We start from the raw sequence: 16,937 nt of genomic DNA, 5'->3' as shown, positions 1-16,937 counted from the left end.
TTCACAGATTCTGACAGGCCCTGCTCCGCGTTAGTTCAAAAAAAATTCAGAAATCCTGAAAATACTTTTCAAAGCCTCTGGATCAGGCGTTTCGGCGGGGTCTTAGTGTGCCTCGTCCCAGTTGTCACCCACCCCTACATCCACCACCAGCGGCACAGCCAGTTCCGCCGCGTTGGCCATATGGTTACACAGGCCTTCGCTGAGAAGCGCTACCTGATCTTCGCGCACCTCCAGTACCAGTTCATCGTGCACCTGCATGATGACGCGGGCGTCCAGGCCTGACTCCGCCAACCAGTTATCTACTGCAAGCATGGCGCGCTTGATGATGTCTGCTGCGGTGCCTTGCATGGGTGCATTGATCGCCGTACGTTCAGCGCCCTTGCGCAGGGCCTGGTTTTTGGCGTTGATATCCGGCAAATACAGGCGTCGGCCAAACAGCGTCTCTACGTAGCCCTGCTCGCTGGCCTGAGCGCGAGTGCGTTCCATATAGCCCAGTACGCCGGGGTAGCGAGTGAAATAGCGGTCGATATAGGCCTGGGCCTGCTTGCGATCCACATCAATCTGTTTGGCCAGGCCAAAGGCGCTCATGCCGTAGATCAGACCGAAGTTGATGGCCTTGGCCTTGCGCCGCTGTTCGGTGCTGACGTCCTCCAGCTCCACTCCGAAGACCTCGGCTGCTGTGGCCTTGTGCACATCCAAGCCGTTCTGAAAGGCGTGCAGCAAGCCGGGGTCCTGGGACAGATGCGCCATGATCCGCAGTTCGATCTGCGAATAGTCCGCCGCCACCAGTTTGTAGCCTTTCGGCGCAATAAAGGCCTGACGGATCCGTCGCCCTTCGGCGGTGCGGATCGGAATGTTCTGCAGGTTCGGGTCCGAGGAGGACAGCCGCCCGGTGGCTGCCACCGCCTGATGGTAGCTGGTGTGGATGCGCCCGGTGCGCGGGTTGATCTGCTCCGGCAGCCGGTCGGTATAGGTGCTCTTGAGTTTGCTCAGGGTGCGGTACTGCATGATGACCTGCGGCAGCGCGAAACCCTGCTCGGCCAGCTCGGCGAGTACCGCTTCGGCCGTCGAGGGTTGGCCCTTGGCGGTCTTGGAGATCACCGGCAGACCCTGCTTCTCATACAGGATGGCCCCCAGTTGCTTGGGCGAGCCCAGATTGAACTCTTCGCCAGCTAGCTCGAAGGCTTCGCGTTGCAAAGCAACCATCTTGTCGCCCAGCTCGATGCTCTGCAGGCCCAATAGCTTGGCATCGACCAGCGCGCCATAACGCTCGATACGCGCCAGCACCGGCACCAGCGGCATTTCAATCTCGCGCAGGACTTTAGCCAGGCTCGGCTCGGCTTCCAGCTTGGCCCACAGCGTCTGGTGCAGGCGCAGGGTCACTTCGGCATCTTCTGCGGCATAGGGGCCGGCCTGCTCCAGCGCGATCTGGTCAAAGGTCAGCTGTTTGGCGCCCTTGCCGGCGATGTCTTCGAAATGAATAGTGCTATGCCCCAGGTATCTCAGCGCCAGGCTGTCCATATCGTGACGGGTGGCGGTGGAGTTCAGCACGTAGGACTCAAGCATGGTGTCGAAGGCAATGCCCTGCATGTCGATACCATAGTGAGCCAGCACGTTCATATCGTATTTGGCGTGCTGCCCGACCTTGGCCTTGTTGGGATCTTCGAGCAGCGGCTTGAGCGCGGCAATCACGGCATCGCGGTCGAGCTGGTCCGGCACGCCCATGTAGCTGTGGGCGACTGGAATATACGCCGCTTCATTGGCCGAGACCGCCAGCGATACGCCAACCAGTTCAGCTTTCTGCGCGTGAATGCTGGTGGTTTCGGTATCGAAGGCAAACAGATCGGCGCTGCGCAGCTTGTCGAGCCAGCGTTCCAGGCCGGCCTGATCCAGGATGATCTCGTATTTGACCTCGGTCGCCGTGACTTCGGTCGCCGTGACCCCGGCAGCAGTAGCTTTGACGGGCGCGCTGGCCTCACTCTGCGCGACGGCTTTGGCCTCGCGCGACAGATCCTCTACCCAGCTTCTGAATTCCAGTTCCTGGTACAGCGCCATCAGTGCTTCACGGTCCGGCTTGCCCGGCATCAGCGCGTCGGCACGGATATCCAGCTCCACATCGATCTTGATGGTCGCCAGTTGATAGGAGAGATAGGCCATCTCCTTGTGTTCCAGCAGCTTCTCCGGCAGTTTCTTTGCGCCGCGGATGGCTAGCTCCGGGACTTTGTCGAGGTTGGCATAGATCATGTCCAGCCCGCCGCCGATGCCGGTAATCAGACCTGCGGCGGTTTTCTCGCCGACGCCCGGTACGCCGGGAATATTGTCGGACTTATCGCCCATGAGTGCGAGAAAATCGATGATGCATTCCGGTCCGACGCCGAATTTCTCGTGCACGCCGGGAATATCCAGTACCGTACCGCTCATGGTGTTGACCAGGGTGATGTGCTCATCAACCAGTTGCGCCATGTCCTTGTCGCCGGTTGAAATCACCACCGGGCAACCTGCTGCGGCACTTTGCCGGGCCAGGGTACCAATAACGTCGTCAGCTTCCACGCCATCTACGCACAGTAACGGCAGGCCCAGGGCTTTGACGCTGGCATGCAGCGGCTCGATCTGCAGGCGCAGGTCATCGGGCATTGGCGGGCGATGGGACTTATAGTGTTCGAACAGCTCGTCACGGAAGGTCTTGCCTTTGGCATCGAAGACCACCGCAAAGGGGCTGCGCGGGTACTGTTTGCGCAGGCTGTTGAGCATGTTCAGTACGCCTTTGACGGCGCCGGTGGGCAGACCCTTGGACGTGGTCAGTGGCGGCAGGGCGTGAAAGGCCCGGTAAAGGTAGGAAGAACCGTCTACCAGGATCAGGGGGGCTTTATCAGTCATGCGTCAGATCAACATTTCCATGGGTAAAAGAAGCTAGAATAAGAACATCATTCCACGATAGGACAACTTTACCATGATAAGCACTCTCGGCCGCGGATTGGCGGTGATCGGTCTGGCCCTGTCGGTCAGCCTGGCAGCACAGGCACAGGACGCCACAGGCGAGCCTGAGGTAACCATTCGCACTGAAGGCGATCGTACCGTTGAGGAGTACCGTCTGAACGGATTTCTTTACGCGATCAAGGTTACCCCGAAAAAGGGTCCGCCCTATTATCTGGTGGCAGTCGATGAAGATGGCAATTTTGCCCGTTCCGACCAGCCGGAAGGCATGCGCATCCCGTCGTGGAAAATCTTCGAGTGGTAGGGGTTGTCCATGTCAGTATTTACCGAGGTCAGCCGGGCTGAGCTTGATGCTTTTTTAACCCGCTATGATCTCGGCCGCCTAGTGAGCTATGCAGGCATCAGTGGCGGCAGCGAAAATAGCAATTTTTTCGTCAGTTGTGAGCAGGGTGAGTTCGTCCTGACGCTGGTCGAACGAGGCCCGGTGGATGATTTGCCGTTTTTTATCGAGTTGCTCGAGGGTTTGCATGCAGACGGTCTACCCGTGCCCTACGCCGTGGCGGATCGGCAGGGTCAGACGCTGCAGCAGCTCAACGGTCGTCCCGCCTTGTTGCAGCCGCGTCTGCCCGGCAAACATATAGCCCAGCCGGATGCCAGTCATTGCCAGGCTGTCGGCCAGACCCTGGCCCGCCTGCACAACAGCACGGAAAAAAGTGGCCTGCTACGCGATACCGACCGGGGCCTGCATTGGATGCAGCGCCATCTTGGCGAACAGCTTGAGCAGTGCAGCGTCGCGCAGCAGTCACTGCTAACACCCTTGCAACGGGTGATCGGTACCTGGCTGCAGACGCCGCCGCATCTACCACAGGCGGTACTCCATGCCGACCTGTTCCGCGACAACGTTCTGTTCGACGGTCACCACCTCAGTGGCGTAATCGACTTCTATAACGCCGCCAGTGGCTGGACGCTCTATGACGTTGCCATCTGCGTCAACGATTGGTGTCTGGACGCGCAACAGCAGCTCGACGCCGACCGCGGCCACGCGCTGTTGGCTGGCTACGCCGCCCTCCGCCGTTTCACGCCCGCGGAAGCTGAGCACTGGCCTGATATGCTGGGCTTGGCCGCGTTACGTTTCTGGCTGTCGCGTCAATTGGCGGCGGGTCAGCATGGTGGGCAAAGTGGTGTATTGGTCAAGGAACCTGAGCATTTTCTGCGCGTGCTGGAGGGCCATAGCCGAGTGAGCATCGGGCTGCCCTTAGCGCTTTAACTTGGCCATAACCACGCCGCGCCGCGCACCCCACTGGCATCCCCATGTGCTGCTGGCACCACCGGCGTGGTGAAACAGTCGGAGAACACATAGTCGGGCAAGCGCCGCTGCAGCTCGGAGTACAGCGGTTCAAAGCGCGACATGCCGCCACCCAATACCACTATCTCCGGATCCAGTAGATTGATCACGCTGGCCAGGGCGCGGGCCAGGCGGTCGTAGTAGCGTTCCAGCGATGCCAAAGCCTGGGGCTGGCCGGCGTTGGCGCACTGGGTGATTTCCAGGGCAGACAGCGTCTTCCCAGAGTGTAACTGATGATCCCTGGCGAAGCCGGTGCCGGAGACAAAGGTCTCAATACAGCCGCGTTTACCGCAAAAGCAGGGATTGCCCGACAGCTCTTCTGGCGTTGGCCAGGGCAGCGGGTTGTGGCCCCATTCGCCGGCGATGGCATTGTGCCCCTTCAGGACCTGCTGATTGATCACCACAGCGCCGCCGGTGCCGGTACCGAGGATGACGCCGAAGACCACTTGTGCGCCTCGCCCGGCGCCGTCAATCGCTTCGGATAGGGCAAAACAATTGGCATCGTTGGCGATACGCACCTCGCGTTGTAACACGTGACTCAGGTCCTGTTGCAAAGGCTTGCCGTTCAGGCATTGGGTATTGGCGTTGCGCATTAACCCGGTAGCGGGAGACGGTGAGCCGGGCGTGCCTATGCCAATGCTGGCAATGCTGCTGAGCTGTTGTTCGGCTTCGGCCACCAGCGCGACTATCCCGGCGATCAGCGCCGCATAGTCGTGGGAAGGTGTCGGCGCGCGGATGCGGTAGTGCTCTTGGCCCGCAGTGTCGAGCGCTACGAGCTCGGTTTTAGTGCCGCCCAAGTCAATGCCGATACGCAGGGTCATGTTGGTTATCTCGGGTAAAAGGGTTGGCCTGATGCTGCCCTGTCGTTACATCGAAACAAAGCCGGTGCGCAATGCTAAGCCGCAGGCAGAGTTTGCCGTCGCGAATTTTTACCTTGGCATTTCGGGATCGCTGTTACGCTGCATTAATCATATAGAGGTAGACACGCAGATGCTGCAATACGGGCAACAAGACGCTTCATTTCAGGCTGCCGGCGGCTATGAAGGGGTACGTCAGTTAGTGGACGACTTCTACCGAATAATGGATGAACGGCCAGACGCTGCGGCCGTGCGTAAACTGCACGCAGCGGATTTGAGTGCGGCGCGGGATAAACTCACACGCTTTTTATGCGGCTGGCTGGGTGGACCGCGGCTGTATCTGGAGCGTTACGGGCAGATCAATCTGCCCAGCTTCCATGCGCATTGGCAGATTGACGAGGCCGAGCGTGACGCCTGGCTGGCCTGTATGGCGGGTGCAATAGAGCGCCAGCCCTGGTCGGCCAAATTCAAGGCCTACCTTTTCCAGCAATTACGCGTTCCCGCCGAGCGGGTGATGCAGGCCTCGCAGGCAACTCGCCGCGGCTAGCTGCGGCTGTTTATCACAGCTTCTCCAGACACCCGGCCAGATGCTCGGCAAGTGATTGCAAGGTTTGCTCGTAGCCCTGTGCAGACACATCAATAGCGCCACCCAGCGGATCCAGTTCACCTAGTTCAACTGGCAGGCCCTGGGTCAGGCTGTCGACCAGGCGCGGAGTGAACTGCGGCTCGGTAAACACGCAGCTGGCGCCGGCCTTCTGCAATTGTTGGCGCAGCAGGTTGATATGCCGTGCACCGGGTTGCACCTCATGGGACAGGCTGAAAATGCCGCGTGGGCGCAAACCGTAGTGATCCTCGAAATAGCCGTAACCATCATGGAAGACGAAATAGGCGCGATCCTGCAACGGCTCCAGCCGTGCTTTCAGGCGCGCATCCAGCGCTGTAAGGCGCTCGGCAAAGGCCTCGGCATTGGTATGCAGCCGATCAGCCTGCTGTGGATACACGCTGGTCAGATCCTCCGCGATGAAACGCGCGATGTGCCGCGCGTTGTCCGGGGACAGCCAGATATGTGCGTCCAGCGAGCCGTGATCATGCTTATGCCCATGGTCATGACTGTGGCTGCGAGCGCCCTCGTCTTCCAGGAAATTGATCGACTGCAGTTGCTCCCGCACCCGCATGCCGGGTAAATGTAGCAGCGCCTGGGCATTGCCTTGCCGTTCCAGCACATTCTTGAGGAACAGTTCCAGTTCGGGGCCTATCCAGTAGATGCGCTCTGCATCCAGCAGTGCGCGCCGGTCTGATGGCCGCAGGGCATAATTGTGCGGCGAGTTGCCAGGTGGAAGTAGTACTGCGGGGGTGTCGACGCCCTCCATCACCGCAGCGGCGATCTGCTGTAGCGGTTTGATCGTCGTGAGCACCTTGGCGCTGTCAGCCAGCGCAGAGAAAGACAGGCCCAGGCTGCAGAGCAGCATGAGCAATGAACGCAACAGCATGGACGTACCTCCGGGGGCATAATTGTTATATGATAACAGCAGTAAAGCCATTGACCAGACTCCCTTTTTTAAGGCCCGCCCGCGATGAGCAACCTCAGCCTACCCCACGACCCGCACCAACCGCATGACCACGATGCTTGTGTACATGATGCGCTGGCGGCCGCCGAACTATTGTGCGCGCGCGCTGGGGTGCGTTTTACTGCGCTGCGCAAGCGTGTGTTGGAGCTGGTCTGGGACAGCCACAAGCCGCTGGGCGCCTATGACATCCTCGATACCCTGGCCCGGGAAGATGGTCGCCGGGCGGCACCGCCGACGGTCTATCGAGCGCTGGACTTTCTGCTAGATCAAGGGCTGGTTCACCGCATCGCCTCGCTGAATGCCTTTATCGGCTGCGCCAGTCCGGAGCATAAGCATCAGGGCCAGTTTCTGATCTGCCGGCAGTGCCATATCGCTATTGAATTAGACAACAGCACCATTCAGGCCGCCATTGCCGCCAGTGCCAAGGGCTTTGGTTTTCAGGTCGAGGGCGAGACGGTGGAAATCACCGGCCTGTGCGCGCAGTGTCAGGCGGCAGCATGAGCGAGCCACTGCTGAGCCTGAGCAATGTCAGCCTGCGGTTGCACGGCAATCCCGTACTGGAATCGGTCAGTCTGAGCGTCAAACGCGGTGAAGTCGTTACTTTGATTGGGCCCAATGGCGCGGGTAAAACCAGCCTGGTGCGGGTCGTATTGGGTTTGCTCAAGGCGGATTCGGGCAAGGTGCATCGCCAGCCACGCCTGCGTATCGGCTATATGCCGCAGAAGCTGCAGGTGGATGCAACCCTGCCGCTGACGGTCATGCGCTTTCTGCTGCTGGCACCGGGCGCCAAGCGCGCCGATGCAGTGCAGGCGCTGGACGATGTCGGCGCCGGGCATTTACTCGAGCGCCCGCTGCAACAGGTATCTGGCGGTGAGCTGCAACGTATCCTGCTGGCGCGGGCGCTGCTGCGCAATCCAGACCTGCTGGTGTTGGACGAGCCGGTGCAGGGCGTGGACGTGAACGGCCAGATTGAGTTGTACCAACTGATTACCCGCCTGCGTGACCGCTACAACTGCGGCGTTCTGATGGTCTCGCATGATCTGCATCTGGTCATGGCGACCACCAACACCGTGGTCTGCCTGAATCGCCACGTGTGCTGTTCCGGGCATCCGGAGCAGGTCAGCCTGGACCCGGCTTTTGTCGCGCTGTTCGGCGAGCAGGCCAGCGCGCTAGCGGTCTATAACCACCACCATGACCACGATCATGATCTGCATGGTGAGGTGGTCGAAGCGTCGGTTTCCCATAAACCACACGCACCGCACACCCATCAGCATGGACCCGACTGCAAGCATGCCTGACTTTCTGATTTACGCTCTGCTGGCCGGTCTTGCGTTGGCACTGGTCGCTGGCCCGCTAGGTTCGTTCGTGGTCTGGCGGCGCATGGCCTACTTTGGCGATACCCTGTCGCACTCGGCGTTGCTGGGTATCGCCCTGGGTATTCTGCTGGATATCAATCTTACTCTCGCCGTGACCCTAGGCTGCGTGCTGCTTGCCGTGTTGCTAGTCGCGCTGCAGCACAAGCAGTGGTTAGCCAGTGATACGCTGCTCGGCATCCTGGCGCACAGCAGCCTGTCGTTGGGTCTGGTGGTGCTGGCGTTGACCGATAACGTACGCGTTGATCTGATGGCCTATCTATTTGGCGATCTGTTGGCTATCGGCCGTGAGGATCTGTACTGGATGCTGGGTGGGCTGCTGATCGTCATGGTGCTGCTGACGCTGCTCTGGCGGCGGCTGTTGTCGGTCACTGTGCATGAGGAGCTGGCGCGGGTTGAAGGTTTGCCGGTCACGGCGATTCGGCTGGCGTTGATGCTGCTGATCGCTATTGTGATTGCGGTGGCGATGAAGATCGTTGGCGTGCTGCTGATTACCTCGCTGCTGATTATTCCCCCGGCGGCGGCGCAGCGTCATGCACGTACCCCGGAGCAGATGGCCATGGGTGCGAGCCTGCTAGGATGTCTGGCGGTACTTGGCGGGTTGGCGATGTCATGGAACCTGGATACGCCAGCGGGCCCGTCGATCGTGGTCTGCGCCGCGCTGTTCTTTATGCTCGCCGTCAGCGTGCCGCGCCGGGCCTGAGTCGTCTTCCCCCGTTCCGATTGTGCGCGCCCGTGTTCTGGTTTCGCGAGCGGGTCAGTGTATTGCCGTCGTTTGGCGCGCTGACCGGCGGCTGGGATCTACCGCGCAAGCCAGAAGGGCGAACAGTGTTGGTGATCGAAGGCGAGCTTTTTCAGGGCCCCCATTAACGCAGTTGCTCTGCCGTTATGTAACCAACTACGCAGGCAAGTTGAGCAATGTCGCTGCAACGCTTATGCTGTATGTATATACAGCTAAAGGGCGTGACATGGAGCTGATTGAAAAACTCACCATTCTGGCCGATGCCGCGAAGTACGACGCATCCTGTGCCAGCAGTGGCGCACCCAAGCGCAGCTCCAAGGGCAAGGAAGGTATCGGTGCCAACAATGGCATGGGCATTTGTCACAGCTACACGCCGGATGGTCGCTGCGTGTCACTGTTGAAGGTTCTGTTGACCAACTTCTGCCTGTACGACTGCCAGTACTGCGTTAACCGCCGCTCCAGTGATGTGCCGCGGGCGCGCTTTATGCCGGAAGAGGTGGTCAAGCTGACGCTGGATTTCTACCAGCGGAACTACGTCAGCGGTCTGTTTCTCAGCTCGGGCATTATCCAATCACCGGATTACACCATGGAGCAGCTGATTCGCGTGGCCCGGCTGTTGCGCGAAGAGCACCAGTTTCGCGGCTATATTCACCTCAAAACCATACCCGAGGCAGACTCGGCGTTGATTGAGGAGGCCGGACGTTATGCTGACCGACTCAGCGTGAATATCGAACTACCGAGCCCCGATAGCTTGACCCAGCTGGCGCCGGAAAAGCAGATTGGCAGCATCACCGGCGCAATGGCGACCATAGACAGCGCGTCTAATGAATCGCGTGCGGATAAGCGCGCTCCCAAGTTCGCCCCTGGCGGTCAGAGCACGCAGATGATCGTGGGTGCTGACGCCAGTGATGACAGTCGCATACTGCATACTGCTGAAGCACTGTACAGCGATTATCGCTTGCGCCGGGTCTACTATTCGGCGTTCAGCCCGATTCCCAATAGTCCTTCCTCGGTACCCTTTCAGGCTCCGCCATTGCTGCGTGAGCACCGCTTGTATCAGGCGGATTTTCTGCTGCGCAGCTACGGTTTCAAGGCCGGCGAGCTGATCGGCGCGCAGGGCAATCTGCCATTGGATATCGACCCCAAGCTGGCCTGGGCGCTGGTCAATCGCGCGTTGTTTCCAGTTGATCTGAATCTGGCCGAGCCGGCGATGATAGCCCGTGTGCCGGGCATCGGGATTCGCTCTGCGCAGCGCATCGTCAGCCTGCGGAGGCTTAAGCGCATACGTTTTGAAGATCTGCTGCGCATGCGCTGCGTGATGGACAAGGCGCGGCCCTTTATCGTCACCAGCGATTATCGCCCGCGTCAGGACACGGTCGAGTCCAGCCAACTGCGCCAGCAATTGAGCGACCAACCCGCGCAGATGGCGCTCTGGGCCTGAGGTAATAGCATGCGCGTACTTTGCTGTGAAGACGACTTTGAGCGCTGGCGCGATCAGGCTCGAGACTTGCTGATTCAGGGTGTACCAGCGCATGCGGTGGTCTGGGAGGACGAAAGTAATCCGCAGCTGTTTGCCGCCGAGCCGTTGTCCGCCTATAGCCTTCCGGCTCCAACGCTACGTGTGCCTGCGGCTTTGCTCGCGGCGCTCAAGAGCGCCTCCCGCTACCGCACGGCGGGGCGCTGGAACCTGCTGTATCGAATTCTCTGGCGGGTAGTCAAGGGTGAATGTCAGGCCATGCTGGCCGGCGACCCGGATGGCAGCGAGCTGCAGCGGCGGATAAAAGCAGCCAGTCGAGAAGCCCATCATCTGCATGCGTTTTTGCGCTTTCACCCGCTGCCGGCCGACCCAGATCTGGACTACGTTGCCTGGCATGAACCTGCGCATGACATTCTCGCCAGCACCAGTATGCATTTCGCCGAACGTCTCGGCCGCCAACGCTGGTTGATCGCTACACCCCGCGATGCGGTCTGGTACGACGGCCAGCAGTTGCACTATCGTCAGCCCTGTCCGCCGGACTGGCGAGCACGTGCCGAGGCGGTGCGGGGTAAGGACGATGCGCTGTGGGAGACCTACTACGCCAGCACCTTCAACCCGGCCCGGCTGAACCGTAAGGTCATGCAGGGCCATATGCCGCGGCGTTTCTGGGCCGGTCTTACCGAAGGCAAGTTGATTCCGGTATTGCTCAGCATGGCGCGGGCAGGATCACAGAAGGACGGCCAGGCGGACGGAGTAACGGGCAAGCCCGGTAAAGTGATTCGTCTGGCGAGTGACAAGGCGGTTGCCAGCGGACCAGCAACAGCTCAGATGGCTGACAAGGGCGTGCCGGTTAGGGATTCATGATCCGCGGCAGCCACTGGCTTAGTTCCTCGGGCTTGAGCGGGGGCCGCAAGAACCCGACGTATTGGCCTTGCGGATTGACGATCACCACCTGACCGCTGTGGTCGACCAGATAATTATCGCTGCTGGTGTCCGGCTCTATATAGGCGATGGACAGCGCCCGAGCCAGCTTAGCCAGCTCTTGGGGATCCCCGGTCGCGCCGTGAAAATCGGCTTTGAAGAAGCCCAGATACTGCTGCATCTGCTCGGGCGTATCGCGGTTAGGGTCGACGCTGACCATGGTCACTCGCAGCTGTTTAGCAGAGGCTTCCGGCAGCGCACCGACCAGTTGCCTGAGCTCGGCCATGGTAGTTGGGCAGATATCCGGGCAGAAGGTATAGCCGAAGAACAGCAAGTCCCATTGCCCCATCAGGTCCTGCTTGCCCCAACTGCCGCCAGCGGCAGAGAGCATGTCGACTTCTGGAATGCCCCGCGGACTGTCGAACAGGAAAATCCCGGATTGGGATAATTGCTCCCGGTCCAGCACCGCCGGGCGGCTTACTTTATTGACCACCGCACCTATAACCAAGGCAATTGCAGCCAGGGTCACCAGAACCGTTTTCTGTACGCCGCTTAAAGCCATCCGACAACTCCAACATAGTGATCAACCAGCAGCGCGACGAATATCCATAACAGATACCAAAGCGAAAATTTGAAGGTCTTGATCGCTGCATGTGGGCGGCTGTCGCGCCACATCGCCCAGGCCCAGTCGATAAAGCGTATGCCAAGTACCAGTGCCACAGTCAGATAGATGATGCCGCTCATGTGGATGACATAGGGCAGCATGCTAACGGCGAGCAGAATAAAGGTGTAGAGCAAAATGTGCAGCTTGGTATAACGCACGCCGTGGGTCACCGGCAGCATGGGAATGTCGACCTTGGCGTACTCCTCCTTGCGGTGGATGGCCAGCGCCCAGAAGTGTGGCGGCGTCCAGGCAAAGATGATCAGTACCAGCAGCAGGGCTTCAGCATCGATCTGGCCCGTAACAGCGGTCCAGCCGAGCAAGGGCGGGGCTGCGCCGGCGAGCCCGCCGATAACGATATTCTGGGGTGTGGCGCGTTTGAGAAATGAGGTATAGATGACCGCATAGCCGAGCAGGGAGGCCAGTGTTAGCCAGGCAGTCAATGCATTGATCCACTGCAGCAGGATGAGCATGCCGGCGACGCCAAGCACCAGTGCGAACATCAGCGCATGCAGCGGGTTGACCCGGCCCTGGGCCAAAGGCCGGCGTTGGGTGCGCGCCATATGGATGTCGATGCGCCGGTCCACCACATGATTGACCGCAGCGGCTGAGCCAGCGCACAGGGCGATACCCAGATTACCCAATAGCAACACGCTCCAGGGCACCATGCCTTCGGTGGCCAGCAGCATGCCGATGGCCGAGGTGATGATCATTAGTGCCACGACTTTGGGCTTGGTCAGCTCCAGATAGTCGCGCCATCCGGCGCTCGCCTGTGCAGTGTTGCTCATAACGGTCATCAGTGCTTCCCCCGACGCCTGCGGCGCCTGTCATTGTTCTTCTTGTAAGCCTTGTTCTATACAGCCTGCGCCAGTATGCGCCAGCCATTAGCGGCTGGCCAGCCTTGAGCTAGACCTCTCGCTACTGAAAATGGCATCTGCGGCAGGCGCACGCAAGCGATAGTTGATAGCCACCACCACGAGCAGCAGTGTGGCACCCATGGCATTGTGCGCAACGGCGACTGCCAGCGGCAAATGCGCCAGCACGTTGGTGATGCCCAGGCCCACCTGAGTTATCAGCACCAGCGTCAGCAAACCGGCCAACTTGGGCATGCGGCGGTCCATTAGCTTCCAGGCCAAGAGAAGCACAAACAGGCTGGTCACGATGGCGCCGAGCCGATGGGTAAAGTGAATCGCTGTGCGACCTTCACCGAGCAGCATACCGCCCAGATAGTTTGGACCGATTTCGTGGAACAGGTGAAAGCCTGCAGCAAAGTCCATGTCTGGCCACCACTCGCCGTGGCAGGTGGGAAAGTCCACGCAGGCGACGGCGGCGTAGTTGGTGCTGGTCCAGCCCCCGAGAGTGATCTGGGCGATTACTACCAGGAGCGTTAGCCTGGCAAAGAAACGCAGTCTGGCGATAGCCTGGGCTGGGCCCATGGGGTGAAAGCCACCATGCAGGCGCAGGCAAAGCAACAGCAGCAGGCTGAGGGTGGCGAAACCACCGAGCAGATGTGCCGTCACTACCTGCGGCCATAGCTTCAGCGTGACAGTCCACATGCCGAACAGGGCCTGACAGATAACCAGTAACAGCAGGCCGAAGCTCAGGCCCACCGGATAACCCGGCACCCGCTTTTGTCGGAGACTCATCAATGCCAGACCCAGTATGACCAGCCCCAACACACCCGCAGCATAACGGTGAACCATCTCGGCCCAGGCCTTGAAGACTTCCACGGGTTCATCGGGAAAGCGCATCTCGGCAATCTGGATGGCGCTATCGCTCCGCGGAACGCCGAGAAAACCATAGCAACCGGGCCAGTCTGGACAGCCCAAGCCGGCGTGCACCAGACGGGTGTATGCGCCGAGAATCACCACCACAAAACCCAGCGCCAGAGCGCCTACGGCAAACAGGTAACCTGGTTTACGCATGACCTTTATCCTACCTTGGATACTTTCAAAAGATGTTTCAGATCGTCGAGCAATTGCTTCCCAGGTTTATCAGCATCCTGATGCAACACCACCCGCCCCAGCGGGTCGACTACCCATAATTGCGGGCCCTGCTGCCATTCCTGCGGATGCTTTCTGAGACTCGTCTGGTAGGCGCCGGCATCCAGCATGCTGCGGCTCAGGCGTGGATACTCAGCCTCAAGCTGCTGCTGTAGCGCTGCCGTGGGCTGGGCTGCCAGGGCCAGCATATGCTCCACGCGACCAGCCTCACGGCCGAGGGCAACGTTGATCTGCCGGGCCTCATGCAGCAGCGCCATACAGGCATCCAGGCAATCCTGCGGGCTGGTGACCAGAATGCGCCAGGGCGAGCCGTAACCAACAGGCTCGACCGCCAATTGCCAGTCTTCCAGTAGGATGTGCGGCTCGACCAAATCGGAGCGGTTGGTATTGCTCTGCGGCATAAAGCCCATTTTGGCCATGACGCCCGCGACCAGAATCGGGCCTAGCACCACGGCAAAGATCGCCAGCAGCTTGAGCTGACCGCGCGGTTTACCTGGCTGAACGGGTGTTGTGTCGCTACTGCTCATTATTGTTATTCCCCCGATGTTCGGGCTGGAATCCAGCCCAGATAAAGAGTGCCAGCAATGCTATCGCCAGCGCAAACCATTGCACCGCGTAGGCAATATGTTTGTTTGCGGTCATGGGTAGGGCCGGCCAGTTCAGCGTAAAGGCCGCCTGGCTGCCGGTTTTCAGGCGCGCAGTCCAGTCGAGCAGGGGGCGTTGTGCGTCCATGCCCATGCTCGCCAGATCCAGGCGCGAAATCAGTTTGGGCCAGCCGGAGGTGCCGTTGCTTTGCCCCAATGTAAAGCCTTGCTCTGCGCCGGGCAGCGCCTCGGCGTCAAGCTGCACGCTATGTTCTGGGGTGCTCACCGAGGGGTGCTGGCGCCGGTCTGGCCAGGCTATCCAGCCGCGGTTAACGATCAAGCTGAGCCCTGAGGCCTGATCATCAAAGATCTGCAGCACTTCCACACCGGCCTGGCCACCACGAATGCGGTTGTCCAATAGCCAGATGCGCTCGGGATCAAATTGGCCCTGCAGGTACAGAGGTCGCCAGCTGGGATCGGTTTGCTGTTGCAATTCCAGTAGCGTTTCGGCCACTGCACTGCGGTTGGCGTCCATCTGCGCCTGCATTTGGCGCTTTTCTTCGGCACGCTCAAGTTGCCAGAAGCCGAGGGTGACCAGCAACGGCAAAAAGGCCAGCAGGAATATCCAGAGTGGCCAGCCGGGGGCGAAACGTTTGGCGGAATGAGACATGGCAACCTTGATTAACAACAGGGTCTATAATGCACCAACCCCAACAAGCATGGATATTCAATTATGTGGTTGAAACTGGTCATCTTGGCCTTGCTACTGGCGATCGTCGTCAGCCTGTTCAGCGGCCTGTTCTTTCTGGTCAAGGATACCAACGGATCAGGTCGTCTGGTCACTGCACTGAGTGTGCGAATTGGTCTGACGGTTGCGATAATGCTGCTGATTGCCTACGGCTTCTGGTCCGGTCAGTTTGCCTGGAATACGCCCTGGCTGCACTAAAGCTGGCCCCGGGCGGGGCCAGCCAGTGGGTCAGAAAATATAGACAAAGATAAACAGGCCGACCCAGACTACATCGACGAAGTGCCAGTACCAACTGGCCGCTTCAAAACCGAAATGGTTTTCCGGGGTGAAATGCCCCTTGTGCACCCGCACCAGCATCACCGTGAGTATCAGTGTCCCCATAAACACGTGGGCGCCGTGGAAACCAGTAAGCATAAAGAAGGTCGCGCCATAAATGCCCGAGTTGAGCGTCAGCCCAAGATCCTTGTAGGCATGCACGTACTCGGCAATCTGCAGGCCGAGGAACACCACCGCCAGCACCACTGTCAGCAACAACCAGTTCTTCAGGGCGCCACGTTTGCCGGCACGCAGGGCGTGGTGGGCAAAGGTGACGGTGACACTGGAGCTGATCAGGATAATGGTATTGAGCAGCGGCAGCTGCCAAGGGCTGATGATTTCCTGTGGGCCGGGGAAGGCATTCGGGTCAGGGTTGGTCATCAGCGGCCAAGTATACTGAAAGCCTTCCCAGAGCATGTTGCTGATACCTTTGTCGCCTTCGCCCGACAACCAGGGGCCGGCGAAGGTACGCACATAAAACAGCGCACCAAAGAACGCAGCAAAGAACATCACTTCGGAAAAGATAAACCAGCCCATGCCCATGCGGAAGGAGCGATCCATCTGCGCGCTGTAGAGGCCCTGGTGACTCTCGGTAATAACGTTGCCAAACCAGCCAAAGAACATCCAGGTGATGATCAGTGCGCCGGCCAGCAGGATCAGCAGACCACTCTCGCCATTGGAGTTCATCAACGTGCCGGCACCGAAGACCGATGTCAGCAGGCCGATGGAGCCGACTATCGGCCATTTGCTCTGTGCCGGTACGTAATAGGCTTCATGCGTTGAAGATGTGTCGTGACTCGCCATCTGTTGTTCTCCTTATCAGGCAGTCAAAAGTCAGTTGCTGTGCAGCGCGGCCAGATCGAGATCGAAGCTCGCGGCCATGCGCTCAGTTACGTCAAACAGGGTGTAGGACAGCGTGAGTCTGTGCACCTCGCCGGGCAGGGCGCGGTCTACGATAAAACGCACAGGCATTTCCACGGTTTCACCCGGTTGCAGCATTTGCTGGGTAAAGCAGAAGCATTCGGTTTTGTGAAAATACGCGGCAGCTTTGGACGGCGAGACGCTGGGAATCGCCTGGGCGATCATCGGCTTGCTGGTCGGGTTGTGCGCAGTAAAGATCATCTCGTGGGTTTCGCCAGGGTGCAGTGTCAGCTCATTGGTCTGTGGACCAAATGACCAGACCATGCCTTCAGCGTTGGTAGAAATGAATTGCACACGTACCGATCGGTCGAGGTCGACGCCACCATCACCGCCCTGGTAGGCGCTGGAGTTGGTCTTGCCGTTGATGCCGAAGGCCTCGCACATCACGTCATAGATAGGCACCAGCAGAAAGCCGAAGCCGAACATGCCGACCACCAGAAACAGCAGACGGCTAACCAGACGTTTTGTGCTGATGCCTTCGCTCATGA

General features: G+C 59.5%; 20 protein-coding genes. 10 read left to right on the top strand and 10 right to left on the bottom strand.

The genetic code is table 11. From position 1 onward, the window contains the following. Positions 1 to 102: 102 nt before the first annotated feature. Positions 103 to 2,877, bottom strand: coding sequence for a DNA polymerase I (gene polA / locus K787_RS0107025; RefSeq protein WP_022962088.1), 2,775 nt, complete (start codon positions 2,875 to 2,877; stop codon positions 103 to 105). A 73-nt stretch (positions 2,878 to 2,950) separates the two neighbouring features. Between polA and K787_RS0107020 the strand changes: the two genes are divergently transcribed. Beyond that, entirely contained in the window at positions 2,951 to 3,238 is a 288-nt protein-coding gene (locus tag K787_RS0107020) for a DUF2782 domain-containing protein (RefSeq protein ID WP_022962087.1), read from the top strand. Positions 3,239 to 3,247: 9 nt separating this feature from the next. Further along, positions 3,248 to 4,201 carry a homoserine kinase gene (locus K787_RS0107015; RefSeq protein ID WP_022962086.1) on the top strand — a complete coding sequence of 318 codons (954 nt, stop codon included), beginning with the start codon at positions 3,248 to 3,250 and terminating at the stop codon, positions 4,199 to 4,201. On the opposite strand, the gene K787_RS0107010 is transcribed toward K787_RS0107015, so the two are convergent. After that, entirely contained in the window at positions 4,198 to 5,100 is a 903-nt protein-coding gene (locus K787_RS0107010) for an ROK family protein (RefSeq protein ID WP_022962085.1), read from the bottom strand. The genes K787_RS0107015 and K787_RS0107010 overlap by 4 nt on opposite strands. Before the next feature lie 169 nt (positions 5,101 to 5,269). Between K787_RS0107010 and K787_RS0107005 the strand changes: the two genes are divergently transcribed. Further along, positions 5,270 to 5,683: a group II truncated hemoglobin gene (locus tag K787_RS0107005; protein WP_052185333.1), complete on the top strand. Its 414-nt coding sequence runs from the start codon at positions 5,270 to 5,272 to the stop codon at positions 5,681 to 5,683. Positions 5,684 to 5,696: 13 nt separating this feature from the next. Here K787_RS0107005 and znuA read toward each other — a convergent pair whose 3' ends face one another. Further along, on the bottom strand, positions 5,697 to 6,626 hold the full coding sequence (gene znuA, locus K787_RS0107000) for a zinc ABC transporter substrate-binding protein ZnuA (protein ID WP_022962083.1): 930 nt from the start codon (positions 6,624 to 6,626) through the stop codon (positions 5,697 to 5,699). Between the two features lie 84 nt (positions 6,627 to 6,710). Here znuA and K787_RS0106995 point away from each other — a divergent pair, with 84 nt between their 5' ends. The 6 genes from K787_RS0106995 to K787_RS0106970 all read left to right on the top strand — a co-directional run bounded on the left by K787_RS0106995 (position 6,711) and on the right by K787_RS0106970 (position 11,160). Continuing rightward, positions 6,711 to 7,205 (top strand): Fur family transcriptional regulator, encoded by a 495-nt coding sequence (locus K787_RS0106995; protein ID WP_022962082.1) that lies wholly within the window; start codon positions 6,711 to 6,713, stop codon positions 7,203 to 7,205. Beyond that, a complete protein-coding gene (gene znuC, locus K787_RS0106990; protein ID WP_022962081.1) occupies positions 7,202 to 8,002 on the top strand; it encodes a zinc ABC transporter ATP-binding protein ZnuC in 801 nt (266 codons plus the stop codon). The genes K787_RS0106995 and znuC overlap by 4 nt, the downstream gene beginning before the upstream one ends. Next, on the top strand, positions 7,995 to 8,780 hold the full coding sequence (znuB, locus tag K787_RS0106985; RefSeq protein ID WP_022962080.1) for a zinc ABC transporter permease subunit ZnuB: 786 nt from the start codon (positions 7,995 to 7,997) through the stop codon (positions 8,778 to 8,780). Before znuC ends, znuB begins: the two co-directional genes overlap by 8 nt. Before the next feature lie 32 nt (positions 8,781 to 8,812). Next, on the top strand, positions 8,813 to 8,947 hold the full coding sequence (locus tag K787_RS25705) for a hypothetical protein (RefSeq protein WP_022962079.1): 135 nt from the start codon (positions 8,813 to 8,815) through the stop codon (positions 8,945 to 8,947). Between the two features lie 98 nt (positions 8,948 to 9,045). Then, a complete protein-coding gene (locus K787_RS0106975; protein ID WP_028614692.1) occupies positions 9,046 to 10,260 on the top strand; it encodes a putative DNA modification/repair radical SAM protein in 1,215 nt (404 codons plus the stop codon). 9 nt (positions 10,261 to 10,269) lie between these two features. Then, positions 10,270 to 11,160, top strand: a complete 891-nt coding sequence (locus tag K787_RS0106970; protein WP_022962077.1) for a TIGR03915 family putative DNA repair protein — start codon at positions 10,270 to 10,272, stop codon at positions 11,158 to 11,160. Here K787_RS0106970 and K787_RS0106965 read toward each other — a convergent pair. From K787_RS0106965 to K787_RS22460, 5 genes are all read right to left on the bottom strand, one after another. After that, complete coding sequence (locus tag K787_RS0106965) at positions 11,147 to 11,779, bottom strand: SCO family protein (protein ID WP_022962076.1); 633 nt, start codon at positions 11,777 to 11,779, stop codon at positions 11,147 to 11,149. The two genes, K787_RS0106970 and K787_RS0106965, sit on opposite strands and share 14 nt — an antisense overlap. Then, on the bottom strand, positions 11,770 to 12,666 hold the full coding sequence (gene cyoE, locus K787_RS0106960; RefSeq protein WP_152486798.1) for a heme o synthase: 897 nt from the start codon (positions 12,664 to 12,666) through the stop codon (positions 11,770 to 11,772). The genes K787_RS0106965 and cyoE overlap by 10 nt, the downstream gene beginning before the upstream one ends. Before the next feature lie 96 nt (positions 12,667 to 12,762). Continuing rightward, positions 12,763 to 13,803 carry a COX15/CtaA family protein gene (locus tag K787_RS0106955; RefSeq protein WP_022962074.1) on the bottom strand — a complete coding sequence of 347 codons (1,041 nt, stop codon included), beginning with the start codon at positions 13,801 to 13,803 and terminating at the stop codon, positions 12,763 to 12,765. Positions 13,804 to 13,808: 5 nt separating this feature from the next. Beyond that, a complete protein-coding gene (locus K787_RS0106950) occupies positions 13,809 to 14,408 on the bottom strand; it encodes a redox-active disulfide-containing membrane protein (RefSeq protein WP_022962073.1) in 600 nt (199 codons plus the stop codon). Then, complete coding sequence (locus K787_RS22460) at positions 14,398 to 15,135, bottom strand: SURF1 family protein (RefSeq protein ID WP_022962072.1); 738 nt, start codon at positions 15,133 to 15,135, stop codon at positions 14,398 to 14,400. Before K787_RS22460 ends, K787_RS0106950 begins: the two co-directional genes overlap by 11 nt. A 63-nt stretch (positions 15,136 to 15,198) precedes the next feature. Between K787_RS22460 and K787_RS0106940 the strand changes: the two genes are divergently transcribed. Next, positions 15,199 to 15,411, top strand: a complete 213-nt coding sequence (locus tag K787_RS0106940; RefSeq protein ID WP_022962071.1) for a twin transmembrane helix small protein — start codon at positions 15,199 to 15,201, stop codon at positions 15,409 to 15,411. Positions 15,412 to 15,441: 30 nt separating this feature from the next. Here K787_RS0106940 and K787_RS0106935 read toward each other — a convergent pair whose 3' ends face one another. After that, the gene (locus K787_RS0106935; RefSeq protein ID WP_022962070.1) at positions 15,442 to 16,332 is read right to left on the bottom strand and encodes a cytochrome c oxidase subunit 3; all 891 of its coding nucleotides are present in this window, start codon (positions 16,330 to 16,332) and stop codon (positions 15,442 to 15,444) included. 30 nt (positions 16,333 to 16,362) lie between these two features. Further along, positions 16,363 to 16,935 (bottom strand): cytochrome c oxidase assembly protein, encoded by a 573-nt coding sequence (locus K787_RS0106930; protein ID WP_022962069.1) that lies wholly within the window; start codon positions 16,933 to 16,935, stop codon positions 16,363 to 16,365. Positions 16,936 to 16,937: the final 2 nt, after the last annotated feature.

Origin of the sequence: Halopseudomonas pelagia CL-AP6, assembly GCF_000410875.1 — a bacterium.
Taxonomy (GTDB): domain Bacteria; phylum Pseudomonadota; class Gammaproteobacteria; order Pseudomonadales; family Pseudomonadaceae; genus Halopseudomonas; species Halopseudomonas pelagia.
This window is presented reverse-complemented; position numbering and strand designations above follow the sequence as displayed.